The following is a 21,742-nucleotide window of genomic DNA, read 5'->3' as shown; positions in this document are numbered from 1 at the left end:
CAGCCGACTTTCGACCAGGGGGCTCCGGCTGGGCTACCTGGTGGCTGCGAGCATGCGGAGTACGGCGGCGTTGACCAGGATCAGGATGATCGCGGAGAAGACCAGCAGGGCGACCTGGGCCGGCAGGAGGGCGATGCCCAGGCCGATGGCGAGGACGGGGATCGCTAGGCCGACGTACGCGATGAGGAAGAGGGCGGCGAGGACTTCGCCGCGGGAGGTGGGGCCCGCGAGAGAGGCTGCGGTGGCTACGGCGCCGCGGAAGACGAGGCCGGCACCGGCACCGGCGATCACGCCGCCTGCGACGAACACCACCAGGTTGGGGATCAGGCCGCCGATCGCGACACCGATCAGGCCGAATGACATCAGGACGAGACCGATCCGGAGCTGGTTGCCGCGCTCGAACCGAACGAACACGGCCTGGCTTACCGCGCCGGCGGTGAAGACCACGAACGTCACCACTCCTGCCAGCAACGGCGCCCGGTGGTGCAACACCCCGCCAAGGAAGGTCGGGGCCAGCGAGGTGAACAACCCGAAGATCGCGAACGCCGCGAACGCCCCGATCGCCGACGCGAAGAACAAAGGCTTCGCGTCGGACGGCACAGCCACCCGTTGCGGCCGATAAGCCGGCCGCTTCTCCAGCCGCTGGACGGTCTCCGGCACCAACGCGATTCCCACGGCACTGAGCAGCAACAGCAGGAGGAACAGCTCGTACGGGCGTTCGAGCGGTGACGCCACGTACTGCGCCAACAGTCCACCCACCAACGGTCCGAACGCGAGCCCACCGAGGTTCACCATGCTCGAGATGAGAGCCGACCGGCTCGGGTCCTCAGCGGGACGCGCGATCTGCCGCAGCTCGGACAGATGCGCGGTCGCGGTCGCGGTGAGCACACCGACACCCATCCCGCAGACGAAGCGAGCGATCAGCAGACCGGGCACGTCCTGCCAGATCAGGAAGATCATCGCCGACACCACCTCGGCCAGTACCGCGAGCAACGCGATGCGGCGCCGGCCGAGCCAGTCGCTGACATGCCCGGCCAGATACAGCGCAGCCATCACCCCGACCGCGTAGCTGGCGAAGATCACCGTGATCACGTACGTCGGGAACCCGTCGCGGCGCTGGTAGATGGCATAGAGCGGAGTGGGCACGGTGGAGAACGCCAGGGTGATGAGGAACGCCGCGGCGATCACCCAGAACCCCGGCGCATACGCGAACCGGACGCGGGCGCCGCTGGACGCCCCCGAGCTGGTCATAGTGGACATGCTCCCAGCCTCACGCCGGCCGTCCACCGATTCAAACGACGATCGAGCAGGGCGGTCATCGCCCTGCTCGATCTGATCGCCGGCTCGATCCGGCAGGTCAGCACGCCTAGGAGACCCAGATGGACTGCCAGTCCTTCTGCTCGTTGAAGCGGCGCAGCGCGGCGACCCCGCTGAGCCAGCCGAGCCAGGCAGCGTACGGCGGGTTGCCCTCGTCGAACCCGCTCATCACGAAGGTGAGCCGGGTCTTGCCGTCGGACTCGGCCAGCTCCCAGGTGCTGATGCCGGCGTCGCCCCAGTCGACGGACATGCTCTGACCGTCGACGACTCCGACGACAGTGGCGCCGGGTCCCGCGTCGAAGCCGCCCATCGCGAACCGGCCGCCGGCGTGCGGCTCGATCCCGACCGGGTAGCCGAACCACGCCGACGCCTTCTCGGAGGTGGTCAGCGACTCGTACACCTGGGCGAGCGGCGCGTCGATCAGCGCCTCTCCGGTGAACTCGGCCGAGGTGAAGTCCGGCCGGGTGGTGAGCGCGCGCCCTTCCAGGTGATCGACCAGGTTGGCCAGCGCGAGGGACCAGAAGGTCTGCAGTACGCCGCGGATCGACGCCCGGCTGATCGCGTCGGCGAAGTCGAAGTGACTCTGGGTAAGTTGGATCAGCGTGGCGTCGTCGGACTCGGCCGTCAGCGCGATCTCGGTGGTGGTCTCCTCACCGTCGAGTGTCCACGCCAGCTTCAGCGTCTGGCCGTCGTACCCCAGCACACGCTGGTGCGGGGCGTCGCCCTCGGGGATGTAGCGGCCCCAGAATTCGAAGGTCGCGGGCAGGTCGACGTTCGAGTGCTCGCCGAGCCAGAGGTTGAGGGCCTTCGGGTCGGTCAGCGCCTGCCGTATGTCGTCGATGCCGGCCCGGGCGCGAACCTGGAGGATGAGCGGTTCAGTCATGGTCTTGGTCTCCCTTGGGGTAGCACGCCACGGCCAGCTTGAAGGCATCGCCTTCGGAGCCGCCGTAGCGTTCGAACAGGTCCTGCAGCGTGCTGCGCAGGTCCTGGAAGAACTCGCGCCGCTGGTCCGGTGGGACCCGGATCTCACCGGAAACCCCGATGGACGGCAGCTCCGGAGCTGTCCGGTCCAGCGCGGCGATGTCGGTCTGGACCTCTTCCATCAGGTCCAGCAGATAGCCGAGGCTCAGTTCGTCCTGGGTCCGGCGGAGGCCGCCGATCCGGCCGACGAGCCGCGGGGACAGCCAGTACGAACGCGCGGTCGCCTGGTAGATGCCCTCGTGGACGCCGCGCACCTTGCGCTCGTCCACCTGCGTCACCAGCCCCGCCTCGACGAGGCGCTTGACGTGGTAGTAGACGCGCTGCGGAGTCTGCCCGAGCTGTTCGGCCACCTCGCCGCAGGTGTGCGGTTCGGCCAGCCGCCGCAACACCTCGATCCGCTGCGGCTTGAACAGCGCCTCGGCCTGTTCGAGCTGCTCCAGATGCATCACGTCTCTGATCACACAAAAAAGTTTGTACGTAAAAAACTTGCTTGTCAATGCTGTTGCGGATCCATCGGCCGGGAATGTAAACGAGTACTTGCTCGTTCTACCGAGTGCCTCGGTGATGCGTCACCAAGGGAAGCCACCCCAGACCTGGGGCCTTTGATACGGATCGTCCGGCACGTTCCTGCCGGCGAAGGAAGGAAGCGCGACATGGCAACTGTCTCGTTCAAGGGAGCCACCCGGGTCTACCCGGGCACCGACATCGCCGCCGTGGACAAGCTCGACCTCGACATCGAGGACGGGGAGTTCATGGTGCTGGTCGGACCATCCGGATCGGGGAAGTCGACCGCACTGCGGATGCTGGCCGGGCTCGAAGAGGTCAACGAGGGATCCATCTACATCGGCGATCGCGACGTCACCAACAGCCCGCCGAAAGAGCGCGACATCGCGATGGTGTTCCAGAACTACGCGCTGTACCCACATATGTCGGTCGCCGACAACATGGGCTTCGCCCTGAAGATGCAGGGCCTGCACAAGGACGAGCGGGCCAAGCGCGTCGCCGAGGCGGCCAAACTGCTCGGCCTGGAGGAGTACCTCGACCGCAAGCCGAAGGCGCTGTCCGGTGGTCAGCGTCAGCGCGTGGCGATGGGCCGCGCGATCGTCCGTGACCCGCAGGTCTTCCTGATGGACGAGCCGCTGTCGAACCTCGACGCCAAGCTCCGGGTCCAGACCCGCACGCAGATCGCCGAGCTCCAGCACCGCCTCGGCGTCACCACGGTGTATGTCACCCACGACCAGGTCGAGGCCATGACCATGGGCGACCGGGTCGCCGTACTGAAGGACGGCGTACTGCAGCAGGTCGACACCCCGCTGAACCTGTACGACAAGCCGCGGAACAAGTTCGTGGCCGGCTTCATGGGATCGCCGGCGATGAACCTGATCGAGGCCAAGATCGCCGACGGCGGTGCGCTGATCGGCGACTACCTGGTGCCGATCGACCGCGCCCTGCTGGCCAAGGCCGGCGACGACAAGACGCTGACCATCGGCGTCCGGCCGGAGGCGCTCCACTTCGCCGACGAGGGGCTGCCGGTGACGGTCGCGGTGGTCGAGGAGCTCGGGTCCGACGCGTTCCTGTACGGCACCGCGGAGCACACCGGGAACCAGCAGATCATCGCCCGGATCAGCACCCGGCAGAACGCCGAGAAGGGCAGCCTGATTCACCTGGCTCCGGACCCGGAGAAGCTGCACCTCTTCTCGTCGTCCACCGAGGAGCGGCTGAACGCCTGATCACTGTGCTGCCGCCGGGTCTCTGCTTCAGGGCCCGGCGGCAGTACCTTGTCTGCCCCGCGTAAATTCCGTTGACCGGGTGGTGTGGGTCGCGTTTGCTCGGGGGGTGACGATCGAGCGGACCAACCCCGACGGACTGCACGCGACCCCCGGCTACCACCATGTGACCAAGGTCCAGGCGGACACCCTGATCTACCTGGCGGGCCAGTGCCCGCTGCAACCGTCAGGCGAGCTCGCCGAGGGCGGCCTCGAGGGTCAGACCGAGCAGGTGATCCGCAACATCCTGATCGCGCTCGAGTCCGCGGGTGCCACCCCGAACGACGTCGTACGTACCGTCATCTATGTCGCGAGCTCCGACCGCGACGAGCTGGGGGCGGTGTGGAGCCAGCTCAACGCGTCGCCGCTCGCGCCGGCGTTCAGCACGGCCAGCACTCTGCTCGGCGTCGCACAGCTCGGCTTCACGAGTCAGCTCGTCGAGATCGACGTCACCGCGGCACTGTGATCCCTCCGGCGTCGGTGGTCGAGTACGACGCGCGGTGGCCGGTGTGGTTCGCGGAGATCCGGGACGGGTTGTCGCCTTACCTGAAGGGCATCCCGCACACCGTCGAGCACGTCGGCAGCACCGCCGTACCGGGGCTGGCCGCGAAGCCGATCATCGACGTCGACGTGGTGGCCCCGGCTGTCGACCTCGTGCCGGCGGCCGTCGCGGCGATAGTTGCTGCCGGCTACCAGCATGAGGGCGACCTCGGCATCACCGGACGGGAGGCGTTCGCACTCCCGCCTGACGCCGCGCACTACCACCACCTGTACGTCGTTGTCGAAGGCAGCAAGCCGCACCAGGACCATGTGCTGTTGCGTGACCACTTGCGGGCAGACGCCGCAGATCGGGAGCGGTACGCCGCCCTGAAGCGGGAGTTGGCCCATCTCCTCACGATCGACCGCGTGGCCTACGTCGAAGAAAAGGCCGGACTGGTCGAGGAGATCCTCCGGCGCGCTGCTCAGAGCTCGTGATTCGGTGCGAGCCGGCGGTCGGCGTCGTACCGGTTCCTGAGGTCGGTGAGCCGGCGGTGGTCGGCCGGGTCGAATGCCGCACGGATCTCGTCGCCGGTCAGCGGGCCGGCGGAGAAGTTGAGCAGGCGACCGACCGTGACGCCGCGCCATGGCTCGAGGATGCTGTGGTGCAAGGCGGTTACGTCGTCCTCGCCTGGTGAGAGAACAGTCAGCGAGTACGACGCCGCGCGGTGGCCGACCGCGTTCGGTACGTCGGGCTGACGGCCGAGCGCACCACCGAGGTGACGGATGCCGATCACGCACATCGCCGACGCGTCCGGTCCGGCGAGCTTCGGCAGCGTCGCGAGCGCATCCGGGTCGAGATCGCTGAGCAGGGCGTTGCGTGAGCGGTAGCTGTCCGGGCGTTCCGGTTCGGCGAAGATCTTGCCCGACTCGGTGTACGGGAGCTCGCCGACGGTGTCGAGTACCGGCTCGCCGATCGCGCGCAGCGGTTTGATCAAGTCTTCTCCGCCCTCGCCGAGGATCGCGAGCTGGACCTGAGCGACGTACCTCCCGCGCAGCGGCTCCGGGACCTGCGGGATGTCCGGGAGCGGCACCAGCGCGATGGCCGAGGTCACCTCGTCGGGAACCGACCGGGTCCAAGCGGCCCAGACCTCGAGCACAGTCGGGTTCTGCAGGAAGTCGAAGTACAGGCTGCCGCCGTACAACGTGGCGACGTCGAACAGGTCGACCTCGATCCCGGTCACCATGCCGAAGTTGCCGCCGCCACCGCGCAGCGCCCAGAACAGCTCCGCGTCATCCTCGGCATTCTGCCGTGCGCCGTCCGGGGTGACGATCTCGATCCGGCGGACGCGGTCGGCGGCGTACCCATACCGCCGGGCCATCAGCCCGAGGCCGCCGCCGAGCGTGTAAGAGATCGCGCCGACTCCCGGGAAGCTGCCGGACAGCGGGGCGAGACCGTACGGCGTGGTCGCGTCGATCACGTCCTGCCAGGTCGCGCCGGCCTCGATCCACGCCGTCTTCCGCTCGGGATCGACGCGGACGCCGTTGAAGGCTCCGGTCGCGATCAACACACCGCCGTCGAGACCCTTCGCGAGCCCGTGCCCGGACGCCTGCACCGCCAGGCGCAGGTCGTGCTCGGCCGCGTACCGGACTGCTTCCTCGACCTCGGCCACGCTCGTGACCGGGAAGATGACGTCCGGCCGATGCGGGTCCCGCCGCTGGAACCCGAGCCGCGCCTCGTCGTATCCGTTCGATTCCTTCGTCACCATCATGGAACCGACGCTATGACCCCTTGCGGACACATGTTGTCCGCAAGGCATCCTTTCCGGGTGAGTACCCGGAAAGAACTGCCCGGCCGCATGCTCCGGTTGCTGTCGCTGCTGCAGAGCCGCCGCGAGTGGTCCGGCCGCGAACTAGCCGAACGCCTCGGCGTCACCGAGCGGACGGTACGACGCGACGTCGACCGGCTGCGGTCCCTCGACTACCCGGTGACCGGCATGACCGGGACGGCCGGCGGCTACCGCCTCGGTCCCGGTACGACGCTGCCGCCACTGCTGCTCGACGACGATGAGGCGGTGGCGGTCGCACTTGGCCTGGTCGGCGCGGCGGGGGGTGGCGTGAGCGGGATCGCGGAGAGTTCGATGCGGGCTCTCGCCAAGCTCGAGCAGGTGCTGCCGGCGCGACTGCGACCGCAACTGGCCGCGGTAGGTTCTGCGGCTGAGGCGGTCCCCCGGCCGGGTGTCACACAGGTTGATCCGGGTGTGCTCGCCGTACTGGCGCGCTGCTGCCGCAATCACGAGATCGTTGCCTTCGACTACCAAAGCCGGCAGGGTACGACGACCCGCCGGCGGGTCGAGCCGCATCAGCTGCTCACGTTGACCTGGCGCTGGTACCTGCTCGCGTTCGACCCGTCGCGCGACGACTGGCGGATCTTCCGGGTCGACCGGATCTCCGAGGTGACGCCCGTACTGCACAGGTTCACGCCGCGGGTGCTGCCGGCCCAGGACGCGGCGACCTACCTGGTCGAGTCGTTCGCTGCCGCGCAGTACCGGCACGCGGTTCGGCTGACCGTTCAGCTCCCGGCTGAGCGCGTGGTCGACACCTTCGAGGGTGTCGTTCGCGGCACGGTCGAGCCGTCCGGACCGGACGCGTGCGTGGTCCGCTTCAGCGCGGACACCGCAACGCTGGTGCTCTCCTTGGTCGTCCCGATCGTTGCCCTGGGCGCCGAGTTCACCGTTGACGAGGCGACTCCGGAGGTCGCGTCGATGATCGCCGGCGTCGGCGAACGGCTTACGCGGTCCTTCGCCGCCGCGGCGGAGTCCGTGGCATCAACGTCGGATTGACGTTGGTCTCGACCGCGTCGCGATCCACGACGACCCGCTCGATGTCGTCGCGCCCGGGTACGTCGTACATCACCGGGAGCAGGACCTCTTCGAGGATCGCGCGCAGTGCGCGGGCACCGGTCCGGCGGAGCAGGGCGAGATCCGCGATCGCCTCGACCGCGTCCGGGGTGAACTCGAGGTCGACGCCGTCGAGCCGGAACAGCTTGCGGTACTGCTTGATCAGCGCATTGCGCGGCTCGGTGAGGATCCGGACCAGCGCGTCGCGGTCGAGCGCGGGCACGCTGGTGACGATCGGGAGCCGGCCGACGAACTCGGGGATCAGGCCGAACTTGACCAGGTCCGCCGGCATGACCTTCCCGCTCTCGGGCTGCTCGGCCGCAGCGCCGAAGCCCAGCCGGGATGGCCGCGTGCGCCGGGCGACCAACTCATCGAGTCCGTCGAAGGCGCCACTGACGATGAAGAGCACCCGTGTCGTGTCGATCTGGATGAACTCCTGCTGCGGGTGCTTGCGACCACCCTGCGGCGGGACCGAGGCCGTCGTACCTTCCAGGATCTTCAGCAGCGCCTGCTGCACACCCTCGCCGGAGACATCGCGGGTGATCGACGGGTTCTCGCTCTTCCTCGCGATCTTGTCGATCTCGTCGATGTAGACGATGCCGGTCTCGGCCTTGCGGACGTCGAAGTCGGCGGCCTGGATCAGCTTGAGCAGGATGTTCTCGACGTCCTCACCGACGTACCCGGCCTCGGTCAGCGCGGTCGCGTCGGCGATCGCGAACGGAACGTCGAGCATCCGGGCCAGCGTCTGGGCCAGATGGGTCTTGCCGGAACCGGTCGGGCCGATCAGCAGGATGTTCGACTTACCGAGCTCGACGTCGCCGGCCTTGGTCCGGTGCCGCTTGTAGTGGTTGTAGACGGCAACGGCCAGTGCCTTCTTCGCGTCGTCCTGACCGATGACGTAGCCGTCGAGGAACTCGCGGATCTCACGCGGCTTCGGCACCCGGGCCGGCAGGTCGTCGCTGATATCGCTGAGCTCCCCCTCGGCGATCAGCTCGCTGCAGAGCTCGACGCAGCCGTCGCAGATGCACAACGGGGTGGGGCCGGCGATCAGCTTGCCGACCTGATGCTGGGTCTTGCCGCAGAACGTGCACTTCAGCACCTCGGCTGCCATCCCCTACCGCCTTCTCAGATGTTGTCGTCATCCAGATGGTAGCAACATCTGAGTGCTAGAGTGGTGGCCGTGAGCCGCTTGAGCAGGGCGGAACTGCAACTCCGCAACCGGGCGAAGGTGCTGGCCGCGGCGCGGGCGGAGTTCGCCGAGCACGGCTACCGGGATGCGACCATCGACCGCATCGCCGACCGCGCCGACCTCACCCGTGGCGCGGTGTACTCCAACTTCGCCGGCAAGCGCGCGCTCTACCTGACAGCGCTTGCCGATCAGAACCGGACGGGTCGAGGTGCACGTCGACCGATGAGCACACCTACCGAGGGGCTCGCCGCCTTCGCGTCTTCATGGTTCGACCGGGAACACCCGGGCGCACAACCCGACCTGGCGGACTTCGGGATGCCGTACGCCTCGTTGCTCGGTTTCAACGCGGTCCTCCTCGGCCTCGCCATCGACGCCCTGAGCCCCGGCGAACTCGGCCGGAGGATCCAGGTCTCGCGGCTCGCGCTCACGCTGCTGACCGGTGCGACCCAGCTGACCTCGGCCCCCGGGTTCGTCCAGCCGCTCGCGGTCGCTCGTGCCTGTGCTGGGTTGGCCGACCTCGACGTCGACGATCCCTGGACACGTCCACCAACCATGCCCCCAGTGCGGCCGGCGCACGAGTCCTGGTCGCCGCCATCTGTGACCGACGAGGTGCTTCGCCGTACGGCGAAGTTCGGCACCGGCGTCGTCGTCATCCTCGGACTCAACCGCCTGGCCGCCGCGGAGGACGTCGTACGGTCCACCGACGGAGCGGTCACGATCGCCCTGGTGTCCGGCGATCCGTCCGAGCTCGGGCCGCTCGCCCGGTACACCACCGACAGCCTTCTTGGTTGCCTGCGGCAAGTAGTTCCACTGCCGCGGGTGCAGGTGGTGCACGACGAGGGCGGCGTACTGGCGTCCGCCCTCGGCTGCGAGGTGATCGGCGACGACCTCGAGCATGCCGTCGCGATCACCGGCGACCGGATCGTCGCCCGCGCCGAGGGGTTCGGGGCGGGCGCGGCGATCGCTTCGGTACAGCCGGCCCGAACCGTCGCGGCCGGCTGAGGTCAGGCGACGACCAGGCCGATGCCGAGGGTCAGGACGCCGAGCGCGAGCGACGCGGCGCCGAGCCACAGGACCCAGAGGAACTGGTTCGGCTGGGTCCGGTCCTTGCCGGCGGACGAGGCGAAGAAGCCGCCGGACATGAGGATCGCCGCTACCGGGATCGCCAGGCGGGCGACCCAGAGCATGACGCCGGACAGGCTGGTCTGATCGACATACAGCAGCCCGACCAGGCTGAGGATCACGAGCACGCCGGCGTGTGCGTGGCCGGCTCGCGCGAACGACTTCTGGAAGTCCGTCATCGGCACCTGACCGCGGACGATCTTCGTCATGAAGTAGCCGCCGAACTGGATCGTGACGATGGTGAGCAGGATCGCCCCGGCGATGATCCGCGACGCCTCCGTCATGAGTGCACCAACTCCTCTCGTTGTGCCGCGGTGGTAGCGGGCTTGGTGGTCTTGGCGACCCAGAGCGCGACCGCGAGGTAGAGGATCTGCTCGGGGATCCGCTGCCACAGCGGGGTCGCCTCGCCGCCGGCGAACGGTACGTCGGCCACCGCCGCGTGGATGTTCGCCGGGAGCAACGCCACGAACAACGCGGCCAGGGCGTACCCGGCGGCCCAGCGCGTCGCGGTGAGCACGAGACCGGCCGCACCGAGCAGCTCCAGTACGCCGGTGACATACACCAGCGCATCCGCGAACGGCAGGAACGGCGGGACCATGCGCACCATGTCCGCGTGGTTCGGCATCACCGTCACGTCGGCCGGGACGAAGTGCGCGCTCGCGGTGAGCAGCAGCATGACTGCCATCGCGTGCGCCGCGCTGACGGGCCAGGTCGCGAACCGCCGCACCCCGAGCGCGCCGAGCGCCCGGAAGACGAACGTCGCCAGGACAAGAACGAAGGGGATCATCTGCCTCAACTCCCTACATGGATAGTGAAGGTATCCGCTTATGGATACTGATACTATCCATCACAGCCGAGAGGAAGGCAAGCGAGAATGCGCATCGGGGAACTGAGCCGGGCCACCGAGGTCCCGGTGCCGACGATCAAGTACTACCTGCGCGAGGGCCTGCTTCCGCAGGGTGAGCTCAGCAGCCCGAACCAGGCGTCGTACGGCGACCGCCATGTCCGCCGGCTGCGATTGATCCGGGCACTGGTCGAGCTGGCCCAGGTCCCGGTGGCGCAGGTGAAGGAGATCCTCGAGTCGCTGGACGCTGACGACGTACCTCTGCACGAACAGATCGGCCGGGCCCATCGCGCGCTCACGCCGACCCGCAAGCAGACCGCTTCAGAGGAGGCCCGGGCGGCCGCCACCACTCAGGTGACCGAACTGATCACCCGCCGCGGCTGGTCCGTCGAACCCGAGGCGCCCGCGCTCGCCACTCTGATCGAAACCGTCGCAGCGCTGCGCACCCTCGGCCAGGACGACCTCGTCGGCTTCCTCGACGCCTACGCCGACGCCGTCGAGCGCTTCACGGAACTGGAGATCGACGCCGTCACCACCAACCCCACCCGGGACCAACTCGCCGAGTCCGTCGTCATCGGCACGATCCTCGGCGAGACCCTCATCTCGTCCCTGCGCCTCCTCGCCCAGGAATCCATCTCAGCCCACCGCTGGAAGAACCGCTGACTTCGCCCTCAGCTTCAACCCTCTGCCTCAGCCTCGGCCGGGCGTCCGGTTCAGCTGCTGGCCGGGCTCGTCGTGGTCTGCGCGGCCGAGCTCGTCCTCGGCGTACTGCTGTGGACCGGCCGACGCCACGCTGGTGGCTGTCGTTGGTCCTGCTCCGGGCCGACCGCTTCTACCGGATCGGCTTCGCGCTCCCCTTCGGGCCGCTCCTCGGCCTCGTGCGCACGGGTCTGGTGCTCACCGCGCACGCGAGACCGAAGGTCGCGCGTCCGCGACGTGCGATCACCAGGCGACAGGGCCGAGCCGGTCGACGAAGGTGGCAGTCGGACCATCGGCGGCGAGGGTCGCGAGCCGGATGATGGAGTCGGTGCCCTCGGCGACCGTCAACGCGCCGGTGTGATGGTTCATGTCGGTGGCGGCGAACTTGTGGTTCGCGACCTCTCCAGGAGTGGCGACGTTGAACTTGATCTGCGGAAGCGCCTGCGCGTACCGAACCGTGATCATGTTCAGCGCCGCCTTCGACGAACTGTAGGCGAGCTCGTGCATCTTCGAGATCGGCTGCGCCGGATCGGTCACCACCGCGAACGACCCCCCGGCGCTGGACACCATCACCACGCGCGGATTCTCCGCCACCTGCAGCAGCGGCAGGAACGCCTGCGTCACCCGGATCGGCCCGTACACGTTCGTGTCGAACACAGGATGAACGTCCGCCACCACCGCATCCGCCGGCGGCACACCCTTCCCCGGCGCACCCGCATTGTTGATCAACACATCCAGCCGATCAGTGTGCTTCCGAACCAGCCGTACGGCGTCCGCCACCGACTCGTCCGACGTCACGTCCAACGGCACCAGGACCACGTTCACCCCGTCGTCCGCCAGCGTCTCCGCGGCGATCCGCCCGCGCTCCTCATCCCGCGACCCGAGGAAGACGGCCCACCCCATCTTCCCCAATCGCCGCGCAGCCTCAAGCCCAAGCCCTTTGTTCCCTCCGGTGACCAGCACCGCGGTCTGTTCAGATCCAGTCATGCCCACGAGACGCCGTACGCCGCCACCCTGTGACATCGTGTGAACGACCTCACACCTGCTCGCAGGCGTAGCTGTCGCGCAAGGATGGCCGCCACGGCTTGCTTGTCTTCGCTGGCGTGCGAGATGAACACATCCCACGTCTGCCCGCCGAGGATGTCTCCATCAGGCTCGATCGGCTCGCGGATCTCGACGTCCCGAAGAGGACTGTGCTCGCGCAGTGGTGGCAACATGCCAGACGGCGGAGGCTCCACACCAACGCCGGCACGGACTCGGCCCCGGATTGCGTCTGCGTCAGCCGTCGTGGGCCATGTCCACGAAGCGTGAGTAGTGCCCCTGGAACGCAACCACAACATCCGCAGTCGGCCCGTTACGGTGCTTGGCCACGATGAAGTCGGCTTCGCCGGGGCGGGTCGACTCCCGCTCATACGCATCCTCCCGATGAAGCAGGATGACAACGTCGGCATCTTGCTCCAAACTCCCGGATTCGCGGAGGTCGGAGGCCATGGGGCGTTTGTCGGAGCGTTGTTCGGAGCCTCGGTTGAGCTGGCAGATGGCTACTACGGGGAGCTCCAGTTCCTTGGCGAGGAGCTTGATGGAGCGGGAGAACTCGGAGACTTCGAGTTGGCGGGACTCGACCTTCTTGCCGGACGTCATCAGCTGGAGGTAGTCGATCACGATCAGACGGAGGTCGTGGCGCTGCTTGAGGCGGCGGGCCTTGGCGCGGATCTCCATCATGGTGAGGTTCGGGGAGTCGTCGATGAACAGCGGCGCCTCGGAGACCTCGCCCATCTTGCGGGCCAGCCGGGCCCAGTCCTCGTCGGTCATCTTGCCGTTGCGCATGTGGTGCAGCGGCACCTTGGCCTCGGCGGACAGCAGACGCATGGTGATCTCGTTGCGGCTCATCTCCAGCGAGAAGATGCACGAGGTCAGGCCGTGCTTGATCGACGCCGACCGGGCCAGGTCGAGCCCCAAGGTGGAGTTGTGGGTCGGGATCATCGTCTTGCCGGCGAGGTACAAGTGATCGGGGTTGTCGACCTCGACGCAGCGCACCGGCACACTGTCGACCTGGTGGATCCATTCCACCCGCCGCTCGCCCTCACCGGCCAGCGCGGCCGGGAAGCCGTGCCCGGTGATCTGCCGCGGCGCCGACCCGGTGATCGACGGTGTCAGTCCGGGACTCGCTGACATCGCCGTGAACAGGTCGGCGGTCGTGCAGACCACCGGGCGGCCGCCGTCCTCGACCCGCCACTGGTGCTCGGCGTCGGCGACGATCGTGCTGCCGTCCGAGAACGACAGCCGGAAACAGGGCCGGTCGACCATCACCTCGGTCGCCGCCACCACCGTGGTCGGCCGGCCGTCGGCGTCGAGCAACTGGTCGCCGACGGCGATCTCGGCCATCGTGGTCCAGCCGGTCGGCGTCGGCAGCGGGGTGTCGAGCGCGAGCGCCTTCCCCATTGCGGGACGGGCGGCGACGATGATCATCTGGCCGGGGTGCAGACCGTTGGTCAGCTCGTCCAGGTCGGTGAACCCGGTCGGTACGCCGACCATCGCGTCGCCACGGGAGTCGATCGCCTCGATCTCGTCGAGGGCGCCTTCCATGATGTCCTTCAGCGGCGCGTAGTCCTCGGCGGTCCGCTTCTCGGTGACCGAGTAGATCTCCGCCTGGGCCTCGTCGACGACGTCGTCGACCTCACCCTCACCGGCGTACCCGAGCTGGACGATCTTGGTGCCGGCCTCGACCAGGCGACGCAGGATCGCCTTCTCCCGGACGATGTGCGCGTAGTACCCGGCGTTCGCGGCGAGCGGGACGGAGGCGACCAGCGTGTGCACGTACGGCGCGCCGCCGATCCGGGCCATCTCGCCGCGACGGTTCAACTCGGCCGCGACCGTGATCGCGTCGGCCGGCTCACCGCGGGCATACAGGTCCGTGACCGCGTCGAAGACGATCTCGTGCGCCGGCCGGTAGAAGTCGGTGCTGCGCAGGGTCTCGATCACATCGGCGATCGCGTCCTTGCTCAGCATCATGGCCCCGAGCACGCACTGCTCCGCGGCCAGATCCTGCGGCGGCGTACGGTCGAAGCCCATCTCCGGGTTGCGCTCTTCCTGGCCGCCGCCCTGCCCCCCGCGGAACTCCGCCACGCTCACTTCGCCCGACCTCCTCGTCCGCCCACCGACGCGCCACCCCGGCCATCGGAGGCCGGGGTTCGAACACCTGATCGAACCGTAAACACAGCCACCGACAGTTTGCGGACGGCACCAGACACGCGACCGTACGCCGGACTGGTCACCGGGTGCTAGCCGGTCATCCACAGGGGGTGTGGACGAGCTGTGGGAAACTCCGTGATCGGGTGTGCACAGGTTGGGAACAACCCTGTGGATATCTGTGGAAAGGGATCCAAAACATCCGTCTGACCTGCGGTTTCACCCATTCACAACTGTGGAGAAGAAAAAGTCCGCGACCTTCTTCCGGGCTGTGGGATCCGGGCGTCTGTGCACAGCGCAGGTCAGGCACAATGGGCCGCATGCTCATGACATACCGCGCGCTGGCGACGGCGGCGCGGTGACTGAGCCGAGCCGGGCAGGACTGCGACGACTGATCGGTGCCCAGGACCGCGAGATCCTGCGGCTCGCCGTGCCGGCGTTCTTCGCGCTGGTATCTGAGCCGCTGATGCTGCTCGCCGACTCCGCGATCGTCGGCCACCTCGGTACGCCGCAACTCGCCGCACTGGGCATCGCCGGCACGATCCTCCAGACACTGGTCGGGATCTGCGTGTTCCTGGCCTATGGCACGACGTCCGCGGTGGCCCGGCGGATCGGCGCGGGTGATCACCGCGGCGCACTGGCCCAGGGCATCGACGGACTCTGGCTCGCGCTGCTGCTGGGCGTCGTACTGGCGATCGCCGGGCTGCTGCTCTCGCCCGTCGCGATCGCCGCCTTCGACCCATCGCCGGATGTCGCGGATCATGCCGTGATCTATCTCCGCATCTCCTGCTTCGGCATCCCGTCCATGTTGCTGCTGATGGCGGCCACCGGCGTACTCCGTGGATTGCAGGACACCAAGACGCCGATGGTCGTCGCCATCTCCGCCAACCTCGTCAACATCGGTCTGAACGTCCTGCTCGTCTACGGCCTCGACCTGGACATCGCCGGCTCGGCACTGGGTACGGCGCTCGCACAGACGGCGGCTGGAGTGGCGCTGGTCGTCGTGGTCGTCCGCGGCGCCCGACGCGACGGCGCCAAGCTGCGACCGGATGGACCAGGCATCCTCGCGTCCGCACAAATGGGCATCCCACTGATCGTCCGAACTCTGACGTTGCGGGCGGCACTCATCCTGCTCACCTTCGTCGCCACCGCTCTGGGTACGACGTCGGTCGCGGCGCACCAGGTCGCGTTCACTCTCTGGTCGTTCCTCGCGCTCGCACTCGACGCGATCGCCATCGCGGCGCAGGCGTTGACCGGGCGGGCACTCGGTGCGGGCGACGTGGCCGGCACCCGCGCGATCACCCGGCGGATGATGTGGTGGGGCCTGGTGTCCGGATTCGTCGGCGGGCTCGCGCTCTGGGGTCTGCGCGACATCTACGTCTCGTGGTTCACCACGGATCCCGAGGTACGACAGACGCTCGCCGCCGTACTGGTCGTCGCGGCGTTGTGGCAACCCGTGAACGGCGTCGTGTTCGTGCTCGACGGTGTACTGATCGGCGCCGGAGACGGTCCGTACCTGGCGGTGGCCGGAGTGATCGCGCTCGTGCTGTACGTGCCGCTCGCGTTGAGTGTGCTGTGGTTGGACGGCGGCATCGTCGCGTTGTGGTGGGCGTTCGGCGGGTTCATGCTGCTGCGGCTGCTCACTCTGATGACGCGCGAACGCAGCGACGCCTGGCTGGTGACAGGCGCTACTCGCTGACGTTGCGCTGCGGCGTGTCCGGGCTGAGCTTCTGCACGTGGATGATCAGCAGGTTCGCCGCGACCACCACCACGAAGACAACCGCGAGCACCGGATGACCCAGGCTCCACAGTGCGGCTCCGGCGAGGCCGAACACCAGGACCTTCACCACCGTCCGCACCACCGGGGTGCCCCGCTTCGCGGTGGGAGCGGCGTACAGACCCCAGATGACGGCCGCGACGACGGGCAGCCCGACGGCGAGCAGGATCCGCAGCGCGGTGTTGCCGGTCGCTTGCGATCCCCACCAGGCGAAGATGCCTAAGGCAACCAACTCCACGAGAAACGCTAGCAGCAGGTTCGTCCACTTCCACATGTCAGATCCCCCGGAGGTTCGGTTGTCGCTGGTCGAAGAAGAGTCCGGCGGGCGGCTCCTCGACCGGCAGCGGCGGGATCGGGTACTCCGTATGGGCACCGCGGCAGGCCGCGAACGGACCGTCGGGGTCGAGAAGGACCGACATCTGCGGGTCCGCGTGGTCGCGCCACCAGGCTGACATCCCGATCGCCGGATCCAGCCGTAGGTGCTCCCAGGCGCGCCAGAGCGAGTCCAGCCGGCTGAGTGCCTCGGCATGCCGGAACCACTCCGGGCACCAGACGAACTGCTGCCCGAGCCGGCGGGTGTAGAGGTAGATCAGCCGGTCCTCGACGAACGCCGCGACGTGCGGGTAGAAGAGTTCCTGTTCACCATCCACCGCGTTGCTCCTCGCTCTGCTCCCACACCGGGACGCCGACCGGCACAGCGGACCGGGCCTCCCGCGTACGGGCGTCGGTCGCTCCCGGATCGTACTTCGCCAGCGAGGCCTCCACCGCGTGGGCATCCGGCCGGGCGAACCATGGCACCGTCTTCACCATCGTCGCCGGAATCCCCGACGGGAACACGACCGCGCGCCCGGATGGCAACGCGGCGAGGTCGGACACCTCGAGAATGTGGTGCCGCTGGATCTGCCGGCTGGTGCCGCGCTCGCCCTTGCTGTACGACACCGAGCTCGTGGTGATGTCGTAGTCGCCGATCAGTTTGCTGAGCTTCTCGAGGAACGTCGCGTCCGAGGCGCCACCGCCGTACACGCGGATGTTGGCGGCGGACCACAGCTTGTCCATGCCGCGCTCACCCCAGCACTCCGTTCCTTGCGCCCACGACTGCAGGATCGTCATCAGCACGATGCCGCGGGATCCGAAGTGGCTGTAGAGATCGGGCAGGTTCTTCCACCGGCACACGTTCGCCGCCTCGTCCAGTACGCCAACGAGTGGCGTCGGCAGGCGACCCATCGGACAGCTCTTCGCAAACTGCTCGGCCGCCTCCACGACGGCCACCGTCAACGCGGTGACCAGCGGTCCCGCCGTACCCGCGCCTTCCTTGGACAAGCTGTAGAGCGTGCCGCCCCGGCGGACGAACTCGTGCGGGTCGAACTGCGGGCGAGGGTCGTTCTGCCCCTGGGGGACCACCCAGCGGGTGACCTTGTGGTTGACCAGGAACTGGGCGCTTTGCTGGGCCGTGCCGTAGACACCGGCGCGCTGCTTGTCGGGCGCGCTGATCACACCGGCCAGCGCGTCGGCGGACAACTGGAGGCCGGGAGTACTGCGCAGGATCCGCTCGGGCTCGTCGTTGCGCTGGTCCGCGAGCCAGCTGTAGACCTGCGTGATCGGGCGCCGCGCGACCGCCGCAGCGAGCAGCAGGCCGGCCAGCAGATCGGTGCCGGCGGCATCGAAGAATGCGTCGGTCTGGGCGTTCTCCCGGCGCTGCGATGCGACGAAGTGCCCGGCCAGGTCGCGCGCCTTCACCTCGTCGGTGATGTAGGTGAGCGGATTCCACCACCAGGTCGGCGGCTCCTCGCAGACCTGCTGTGGGTCGAACACCCACACCGGTCCCCGCTCCTGTCGCGGACCGCGGGTGGTGTCGACGAGGTCGCGCTTGTTCGAGGTGGCAACCACGGCGCCGGGCGCATCCAGAATCGCCGGCACGGCACGGGATGCCGTCTTTCCGGTCCGTGGTCCCCAGATGTCGATGTGCAGGTCCTCCCAGGATCCGAAGACCTCGAGGTCGTCTCGGACAGTCCGGCCGATCGGGATGCCGGGACCGGCATGGCCGGCGCCGAGCCGGTCCGCGATTCCCTGCGCACCCGAGCGGGTGAGCTTCGAGATGTCCGAACGCTTCGCCATCAGGTACGCCTGCCTGTCCACCCGGCCGACCCCGCTCCGACGTCTCCAGCCGAGGACGGCGAACGCGATCATCAGCAACAGGACGAACTCGAGAATCAGTGCGCCGGTTGCCGCGGTGGACCACCACAGTTGGCCGTCGATCAGATCGACGAGTGCTGTGATCGGGTCTGGCACCGCGGGGGTTCCGTCGATCGCAGCGGCAGTCTTGAGCGCTCCCCAGATCCCCGCGACGCCGATCGTGAAGACGCCGACGCCGATGAAGACGAGGATCGTCTCGGCGGACAGCACGCCCGGTCCGGTACTGCGCCTCCCGTCGGCCATCTACTTGTCGACTCCCGCTCGGGCGACCACGCGGGTGGCCGGGTCAGGCGGCGGCAACTCCAGCACCGGGTCGGTCCTCCAGAGCTTGTTGGTGTCGTTGATCTCGCGCTCGACCGAGGTGAGGCTGACGTGCACCGGGATGCCCGGACGGCCACCAACCTTGACCAGGAAGTTGCCGCGGCCGGGCGGCGCAACCTCGACGCCGGTCGCCGGGTCCCAGGCGGGTGGGTCCTGCCAGCCGATGAGCATGTTCTGCTCCTCCTCGGACATCGGCACGACCTCGGTCAGGTTCTCCATCTCGGCGCGCGGCAGACCGCCGCATACGACCATGCCGGACCGCTCGACGAACCCCTTCGCCTTCATCCGGTCCTCGGAGTTCTCGAGCGCGAGCAGGTCGGACATGGTGTGCGAGATCATCGCCGTCCCGACTCCGCGCTGACGGTTCAGCCGGGTCAGCGCGTCGACGCGGTCGACCAGACCGCGGCCGGCGCGCAGCACCCGCCACAGCTCGTCGAGGATGACGAAGTAGTGCCGCCTCGGCTCCAGACCGGCGTCCGCCAACGCCTGCGACACCGCGACCGCGCCGAACCCGTAGGACCAGCAGGCCAGCAGTACGGCGGCCTGCAGGTTCGTCTCGGAGTCGTCGATCGAGGACACGTCGAACACGACCGGCCGATCCAGCCGCATCGGGTTGTCGGTCTGCGCGGAGAAGATCTCACCCAGCCGGCCACCGCCGACCAGACCGATCAGCGATGCCTCGAGGCCCTCGGTGATCTGCCGATAGCGATCCAGACTGCCGCGATCGAGAGCGACGTTGCGCACCCGGTCCGGCGCGTCCTGAACGACCTGGAGCAGATCGCGCAGTACCGGCGTACCGCTGGATCTCTCGTCGAGGACCTTGAGCGCCTCGTCGAGGATCGTCTCCTCGCGGTCCGTCGGCGGCGCCGAGCGCATGATCGAGATCAAGGCGGAGACCATCGTGTGGCGGCGCCCGTGCGCATCGGCCTGAATCGCCTCGCGTGCCTTCCCGGTCAGCCGCTGCGCCGCCGTCCGCGACTCCCCCGGATCCAGCACATTGAGATGCCCGCGCCCCCGCCCCAGCCGGATGACCTGCCCACCCAACGCCTCGATCAAGTCCCGGTAGTCGGGCTTCAGATCCCCCAACACCAACGGCTGCACGCCGTACCCCGCCAGCCCCAACGCCATCCGCCGGACCACCGTGGACTTCCCCAGGCCGGGCCTGCCGAGCACGAACATCGAAGGGTTGGAGATGAGGTTGGCCCGGGTGAACCAGTTGATCGGATCGCAGCAGAGGGTGGCTCCGGAGAGGATGTTGCGGCCGATGGGTACGCCGACCATGGGACTGCCGGTGCCTGCGGCGAAAGGCCAGAGGCCGCAGACCTGGACTGTGGTGCCGCGCCACTCGGCCGGTGCCTGGAGGTACGTCGAGTAGCCGCGGCCCGCACCGGGCCAGCCGCGCGGCATCGGCCGCTTGCCGGTGCGGACCGGGTGGGCCGGGTGGGCCGGGTGGGCCGGCTTCACAGTGCCTCCCGGATGCCGGCGGGAACGGACAGGTGACTCTGCAGTACGACGCCGAGCGGCAAGCCGGCCACGAACGCGGAGTCCTGCGAGCCGTACGCCGGCCGCAGCAGGACGCGGGCGGTGGCGCCCAGATTGTCGATGGCAGCGATCATGTCCGGGACCTGCTCCGCGGTCATCACGGTGCCGGTCACGACCATGCCGAAGTTGACCAGGCCCGCGCCGTGCGCTTCCTCCTGCGCGGTCCGCTCCGCGGCCCTGGCCTCGGTCATGGTCCGGGCCGACGGACGGCTCGACGTGCTGGCGCGGAACGACGCGTTGCGCTTGTCGGCCTCGACCACTCGGGCCGCGGTAGCCGCGTCCAGCGGACGGTAGAGCAACGTGACGCGCTTCCGATCGATGTCCCCGTGCGGCGCGACCAATTGGGACAGCACCGAGGAGAACACCTCACCACGCGGCGCCTGCGTCATCTGCCATGTCACCGACCACGCGGAGTCGTGCCGGTACTTGTCCCAGAACCCTTGCGCACCGGCCGGACCGACATCGGTCCACTGCAACTCCGGCATGTCCCCGTCGGTACGCGCCTCATCGATCAGTACGGCGGACGCCGGGTCGTAGGCGATGCGCACGGTCTCGCACAACTCTTGAGCGGTGACTGGACGGGCCGCGCCAGCACCGGTGGCGTTGAGGCTCTGGGTGAGAGCAGGCAGCCGGGACGCGAGCTCACGGCCCATGTCTTCCTCTTTGCGGCGCTTGCCGCTCCGGTCGGTGCCCTTGAACGTCAGAGCGACTCGGGCAGAGATCAGCGCTGAGCCCTCCGGGTACGTCTGCACGACCTCCGTCAGCATTGCCTGGGCGATGGCCGGCGTACCGTCCAGCATGTTGCTGCCGACCTCGCGACGGAGCCGGATGCCGGTGTCGGGCGCGCTCTCCACCGTCACCGACGCAGCCACGATGCCAGGCTCGTGGCCCAGCGCGGCGAGCCACTGACCCCAGTGCGCGACCCACACGTCCACCTGCTCCTGGTCCACCAGCGAGGCACCGTCCGGCTCGGCGTTGATGACGACGGTGAAGTGCCGGGTGCTCGGGTAGTACAGCAGCGCGAACGGGCGCCCGTACGAGTCCTCGAACTCGCTCAGCTGGGACGCGGCGGCCAGACCCGGGAGCTGGAAGGTGCCCCACGCGGGGCGGCCGAGTGGGCCGGACCGGTAGATGTTGTGCTTCGCCATCTTCGCTCGTTCCCATCCGATCCGGGTGGAGAGACGTTGCAGGGCGGACAGCCCGTGCTTGTCCTTGGTGGTCAGCATGAGCAGGCAGACGCCGACGATCAGCAGCGTGACGATCGCGCCGATCAGACCGCCGGCCATCGTGGCCATGATCGTCATGACCAGCCCGCCCATCAGCAGAGCGGTGCCGAGCGACCCCAGTCCGGCGATCCCCGCGGAGGCGGGCTGCCGCCAGTTCCCGTACGTCCGCGGGACGCCGCGGACGGTGTCAGCGGCCATG

At 68.5% G+C, this 21,742-nt stretch carries 21 protein-coding genes; 7 read left to right on the top strand and 14 right to left on the bottom strand.

Features of this window, described 5'->3' with window-relative positions:
- Positions 1-33: 33 nt before the first annotated feature.
- The 3 genes from OG817_RS38380 to OG817_RS38370 all read right to left on the bottom strand — a co-directional run bounded on the left by OG817_RS38380 (position 34) and on the right by OG817_RS38370 (position 2,759).
- On the bottom strand, positions 34-1,260 hold the full coding sequence (locus OG817_RS38380; protein ID WP_406049848.1) for an MFS transporter: 1,227 nt from the start codon (positions 1,258-1,260) through the stop codon (positions 34-36).
- A gap of 106 nt (positions 1,261-1,366) precedes the next feature.
- The gene (locus OG817_RS38375) at positions 1,367-2,200 is read right to left on the bottom strand and encodes an SRPBCC family protein (RefSeq protein WP_406049846.1); all 834 of its coding nucleotides are present in this window, start codon (positions 2,198-2,200) and stop codon (positions 1,367-1,369) included.
- Entirely contained in the window at positions 2,193-2,759 is a 567-nt protein-coding gene (locus OG817_RS38370; RefSeq protein WP_238164455.1) for a transcriptional regulator, read from the bottom strand. The genes OG817_RS38375 and OG817_RS38370 overlap by 8 nt, the downstream gene beginning before the upstream one ends.
- A gap of 192 nt (positions 2,760-2,951) precedes the next feature.
- Between OG817_RS38370 and OG817_RS38365 the strand changes: the two genes are divergently transcribed.
- From OG817_RS38365 to OG817_RS38355, 3 genes are all read left to right on the top strand, one after another.
- The gene (locus OG817_RS38365; protein WP_406049844.1) at positions 2,952-4,028 is read left to right on the top strand and encodes an ABC transporter ATP-binding protein; all 1,077 of its coding nucleotides are present in this window, start codon (positions 2,952-2,954) and stop codon (positions 4,026-4,028) included.
- Positions 4,029-4,134: 106 nt separating this feature from the next.
- Positions 4,135-4,530, top strand: coding sequence for a RidA family protein (locus OG817_RS38360; protein ID WP_396394610.1), 396 nt, complete (start codon positions 4,135-4,137; stop codon positions 4,528-4,530).
- Positions 4,527-5,039 carry a GrpB family protein gene (locus OG817_RS38355; RefSeq protein WP_406049843.1) on the top strand — a complete coding sequence of 171 codons (513 nt, stop codon included), beginning with the start codon at positions 4,527-4,529 and terminating at the stop codon, positions 5,037-5,039. The genes OG817_RS38360 and OG817_RS38355 overlap by 4 nt, the downstream gene beginning before the upstream one ends.
- On the opposite strand, the gene OG817_RS38350 is transcribed toward OG817_RS38355, so the two are convergent.
- Positions 5,027-6,313: an FAD-binding oxidoreductase gene (locus OG817_RS38350; RefSeq protein ID WP_406049841.1), complete on the bottom strand. Its 1,287-nt coding sequence runs from the start codon at positions 6,311-6,313 to the stop codon at positions 5,027-5,029. The two genes, OG817_RS38355 and OG817_RS38350, sit on opposite strands and share 13 nt — an antisense overlap.
- Positions 6,314-6,370: 57 nt before the next feature.
- On the opposite strand from OG817_RS38350, the gene OG817_RS38345 reads away from it, so the two are divergent.
- On the top strand, positions 6,371-7,384 hold the full coding sequence (locus OG817_RS38345; RefSeq protein ID WP_406049840.1) for a helix-turn-helix transcriptional regulator: 1,014 nt from the start codon (positions 6,371-6,373) through the stop codon (positions 7,382-7,384).
- Here the strand turns inward: OG817_RS38345 and clpX are convergent.
- Positions 7,332-8,552, bottom strand: coding sequence for an ATP-dependent Clp protease ATP-binding subunit ClpX (gene clpX, locus OG817_RS38340; protein ID WP_406049839.1), 1,221 nt, complete (start codon positions 8,550-8,552; stop codon positions 7,332-7,334). The genes OG817_RS38345 and clpX overlap by 53 nt on opposite strands.
- Positions 8,553-8,621: 69 nt before the next feature.
- On the opposite strand from clpX, the gene OG817_RS38335 reads away from it, so the two are divergent.
- Positions 8,622-9,632: a TetR/AcrR family transcriptional regulator gene (locus OG817_RS38335; protein WP_406049838.1), complete on the top strand. Its 1,011-nt coding sequence runs from the start codon at positions 8,622-8,624 to the stop codon at positions 9,630-9,632.
- A 2-nt stretch (positions 9,633-9,634) separates the two neighbouring features.
- Here the strand turns inward: OG817_RS38335 and OG817_RS38330 are convergent, their stop codons facing one another.
- Entirely contained in the window at positions 9,635-10,036 is a 402-nt protein-coding gene (locus OG817_RS38330; RefSeq protein ID WP_406049837.1) for a hypothetical protein, read from the bottom strand.
- The gene (locus OG817_RS38325) at positions 10,033-10,539 is read right to left on the bottom strand and encodes a hypothetical protein (protein WP_406049836.1); all 507 of its coding nucleotides are present in this window, start codon (positions 10,537-10,539) and stop codon (positions 10,033-10,035) included. The genes OG817_RS38330 and OG817_RS38325 overlap by 4 nt, the downstream gene beginning before the upstream one ends.
- 87 nt (positions 10,540-10,626) lie before the next feature.
- Between OG817_RS38325 and OG817_RS38320 the strand changes: the two genes are divergently transcribed.
- A complete protein-coding gene (locus OG817_RS38320) occupies positions 10,627-11,259 on the top strand; it encodes a MerR family transcriptional regulator (RefSeq protein WP_360451645.1) in 633 nt (210 codons plus the stop codon).
- Positions 11,260-11,538: 279 nt separating this feature from the next.
- On the opposite strand, the gene OG817_RS38315 is transcribed toward OG817_RS38320, so the two are convergent.
- Both OG817_RS38315 and dnaB read right to left on the bottom strand, forming a co-directional pair.
- Positions 11,539-12,282, bottom strand: a complete 744-nt coding sequence (locus tag OG817_RS38315; protein WP_406049834.1) for an SDR family NAD(P)-dependent oxidoreductase — start codon at positions 12,280-12,282, stop codon at positions 11,539-11,541.
- Positions 12,283-12,573: 291 nt separating this feature from the next.
- Positions 12,574-14,367 carry a replicative DNA helicase gene (gene dnaB / locus OG817_RS38310; RefSeq protein WP_360451683.1) on the bottom strand — a complete coding sequence of 598 codons (1,794 nt, stop codon included), beginning with the start codon at positions 14,365-14,367 and terminating at the stop codon, positions 12,574-12,576.
- A gap of 475 nt (positions 14,368-14,842) precedes the next feature.
- Between dnaB and OG817_RS38305 the strand changes: the two genes are divergently transcribed.
- Positions 14,843-16,183: an MATE family efflux transporter gene (locus OG817_RS38305; protein ID WP_406049832.1), complete on the top strand. Its 1,341-nt coding sequence runs from the start codon at positions 14,843-14,845 to the stop codon at positions 16,181-16,183.
- Here OG817_RS38305 and OG817_RS38300 read toward each other — a convergent pair.
- Genes OG817_RS38300 through OG817_RS38280 form a run of 5 tightly spaced genes read right to left on the bottom strand, consistent with a single transcriptional unit; the run spans position 16,173 to position 21,741 of the window.
- The gene (locus tag OG817_RS38300) at positions 16,173-16,535 is read right to left on the bottom strand and encodes a YrdB family protein (protein WP_406049830.1); all 363 of its coding nucleotides are present in this window, start codon (positions 16,533-16,535) and stop codon (positions 16,173-16,175) included. The genes OG817_RS38305 and OG817_RS38300 overlap by 11 nt on opposite strands.
- 1 nt (position 16,536) lies before the next feature.
- Complete coding sequence (locus tag OG817_RS38295; RefSeq protein ID WP_396394595.1) at positions 16,537-16,911, bottom strand: DUF4913 domain-containing protein; 375 nt, start codon at positions 16,909-16,911, stop codon at positions 16,537-16,539.
- Positions 16,901-18,697, bottom strand: coding sequence for a type IV secretory system conjugative DNA transfer family protein (locus tag OG817_RS38290; protein WP_406049828.1), 1,797 nt, complete (start codon positions 18,695-18,697; stop codon positions 16,901-16,903). Before OG817_RS38290 ends, OG817_RS38295 begins: the two co-directional genes overlap by 11 nt.
- Positions 18,698-20,239 carry an ATP/GTP-binding protein gene (locus OG817_RS38285; RefSeq protein WP_406049827.1) on the bottom strand — a complete coding sequence of 514 codons (1,542 nt, stop codon included), beginning with the start codon at positions 20,237-20,239 and terminating at the stop codon, positions 18,698-18,700.
- A complete protein-coding gene (locus OG817_RS38280; protein WP_406049825.1) occupies positions 20,236-21,741 on the bottom strand; it encodes an SCO6880 family protein in 1,506 nt (501 codons plus the stop codon). The genes OG817_RS38285 and OG817_RS38280 overlap by 4 nt, the downstream gene beginning before the upstream one ends.
- Between the last annotated feature and the right edge of the window lies 1 nt (position 21,742).

The sequence above is a fragment of the Kribbella sp. NBC_00889 genome (genome assembly GCF_045207705.1).
GTDB lineage: Bacteria > Actinomycetota > Actinomycetes > Propionibacteriales > Kribbellaceae > Kribbella.
This window is presented reverse-complemented; position numbering and strand designations above follow the sequence as displayed.